Consider the following 3026-nt stretch of genomic DNA (forward strand, 5'->3'; position numbering starts at 1 on the left):
AGTCAATGCAGATAATAAAAAACAAAAAAAAACGGTCTTAATTAAATTTAAGATTGGTACAATAAGCAAAATAAGGGCGTATGGGGGATGCCTAGGCTCTCAGAGGCGATGAAAGGCGTGATAAGCTGCGAAAAGCTGCGGGGACGGGCACACACCGATTGATCCGCAGATACCTGAATGGGGCAACCCACTATGTTGAAGACATAGTACACCGATAGGTGGGCAAACCCGCTGAACTGAAACATCTAAGTAGGCGGAGGAGAAGAAAACAAAAGTGATTCCGTAAGTAGTGGCGAGCGAACGCGGATTAGCCCAAACCAGTGCTGTTACGGCAGTGCTGGGGTTGTAGGACCACGACATTTTATGCACAAGGAACCGGAAGTTGCTGGAAAGTGACACCACAGAGGGTGATAGTCCCGTATGGGTAACAAGTGTAATGGATAGTGGTATCCTGAGTAGGGCGGGGCACGTGAAACCCTGTCTGAATTTGGCGGGACCATCCGCTAAGGCTAAATACTCCTGAGAGACCGATAGTGAACCAGTACCGTGAGGGAAAGGTGAAAAGAACCGTGAATAACGGAGTGAAATAGATCCTGAAACCATACGCTTACAAGCGGTCGGAGCCCTTTCGTGGGGTGACGGCGTGCCTTTTGCATAATGAGCCTACGAGTTAACGTTGCTGGCAAGGTTAAGTGGTTAAGCCACGGATCCGCAGCGAAAGCGAGTCTGAATAGGGCGCTTTAGTCAGTAGTGTTAGACGCGAAACCGTGTGATCTACCCATGGGCAGGATGAAGCTGTGGTAACACACAGTGGAGGTCCGAACCGGTTGACGTTGAAAAGTCTTCGGATGACCTGTGGGTAGGGGTGAAAGGCCAATCAAACTCGGAAATAGCTCGTACTCCCCGAAATGCATTTAGGTGCAGCGCTGATGATAGTTATATAGAGGTAGAGCTACTGATTGGATGCGGGGGCTTCACCGCCTACCAATTCCTGACAAACTCCGAATGCTATATAATGTTTCACAGCAGTGAGGGCTTGGGTGCTAAGGTCCAAGTCCGAGAGGGAAAGAACCCAGACCATCAGCTAAGGTCCCCAAATATATGTTAAGTTGAAAGAACGAGGTTTGTCTGCCCAGACAGCTAGGATGTTGGCTTGGAAGCAGCCATTCATTTAAAGAGTGCGTAACAGCTCACTAGTCGAGCGGACGAGCATGGATAATAATCGGGCATAAACATATTACCGAAGCTATGGATTTGCAAGTAATTGCAAGTGGTAGGGGAGCATTCTAACAGGGTTGAAGGTGTATCGTCAGGTATGCTGGACTGGTTAGAAAAGAAAATGTAGGCATAAGTAACGATAATGCGGGCGAGAAACCCGCACACCGAAAAACTAAGGTTTCCACAGCTATGCTAATCAGCTGTGGGTTAGTCTGGTCCTAAGGCGAACCCGAAAGGGACAGTCGATGGCTAACGGGTTAATATTCCCGTACTACTAATTACTGTGATGGGGTGACGGAGTGATGAAAGCGCCGCGAACTGACGGAATAGTTCGTTGAAGTACCTACCTATAAGAGATGCAGGCAAATCCACATCTTTTGGGGAAATACGATAGTACTCGGAGTCTTCGGACAAAGAGATAGTGCGCCTAAGGGCTTCCAAGAAAAACCTCTAAACTTCAGGTAATTAGTACCAGTACCGTAAACCGACACAGGTAGTTGAGGAGAGAATCCTAAGGTGCTCGAGAGATTCATGGCTAAGGAATTAGGCAAAATAGACCTGTAACTTCGGGAGAAAGGTCGCCCCGAGCAATCGGGGCCGCAGTGAAGAGGTCCAGGCGACTGTTTATCAAAAACACAGGGCTCTGCAAAATCGTAAGATGAAGTATAGGGCCTGACACCTGCCCGGTGCTGGAAGGTTAAGAGGAGATGTTATCTTCGGAGAAGCATTGAATTGAAGCCCCAGTAAACGGCGGCCGTAACTATAACGGTCCTAAGGTAGCGAAATTCCTTGTCGGGTAAGTTCCGACCTGCACGAATGGTGTAACGATCTGGACACTGTCTCAGCCATGAGCTCGGTGAAATTGTAGTAACGGTGAAGATGCCGTTTACCCGCAGTGGGACGAAAAGACCCTGTGCACCTTTACTATAGCTTAGTATTGACCTTGGATAAATGATGTGTAGGATAGGTTGGAGACTATGAAGCGGCGTCGCCAGGCGTTGTGGAGTCATTGTTGAAATACAACCCTTTGTTTATCTGAGGCCTAACCCCGTGCTGCGGGGGACAGTGCTTGGTGGGTAGTTTGACTGGGGTGGTCGCCTCCAAAAGAGTAACGGAGGCTTCTAAAGGTTCCCTCAGTACGCTTGGTAACCGTGCGTAGAGTGCAATGGCATAAGGGAGCTTGACTGAGAGACATACAGGTCGATCAGGTACGAAAGTAGAGCATAGTGATCCGGTGGTTCCGCATGGAAGGGCCATCGCTCAAAGGATAAAAGGTACGCCGGGGATAACAGGCTGATCTCCCCCAAGAGCTCATATCGACGGGGGGGTTTGGCACCTCGATGTCGGCTCGTCACATCCTGGGGCTGGAGAAGGTCCCAAGGGTTGGGCTGTTCGCCCATTAAAGTGGCACGCGAGCTGGGTTCAGAACGTCGTGAGACAGTTCGGTCTCTATCTACTGTGGGCGTTAGAAATTTGAGTGGATCTGATTCTAGTACGAGAGGACCGAATTGGACAAACCTCTAGTGTATCTGTTGTCCCGCCAGGGGCACCGCAGAGTAGCTACGTTTGGAAGGGATAAGCGCTGAAAGCATATAAGCGCGAAACCCACCACAAGATGAGATTTCTTTTAAGGATCGTGGAAGATGACCACGTTGATAGGCTATAGATGTAAAGGCAGTAATGTCATAGTCGAGTAGTACTAATAATCCGTAAGCTTATGTACACCCTTTTCCTCCCGTCCAAAAGACGGGAGGGAGAAACTTTCTAAATAAAATTTACTTTTCTTTATCTCAGTATGTTAAGATATT

1 rRNA gene is annotated in these 3026 nt (G+C 48.6%); it reads left to right on the forward strand.

Features of this window, described 5'->3' with window-relative positions:
• The first annotated feature begins 59 nt into the window (after nucleotides 1–59).
• Nucleotides 60–2941, forward strand: a 23S ribosomal RNA gene (locus EV144_RS24035).
• Nucleotides 2942–3026 lie beyond the last annotated feature (85 nt).

It is taken from the genome of Flavobacterium sp. 270, assembly GCF_004368785.1.
In the GTDB taxonomy this organism is placed as follows: Bacteria; Bacteroidota; Bacteroidia; order Flavobacteriales; family Flavobacteriaceae; genus Flavobacterium.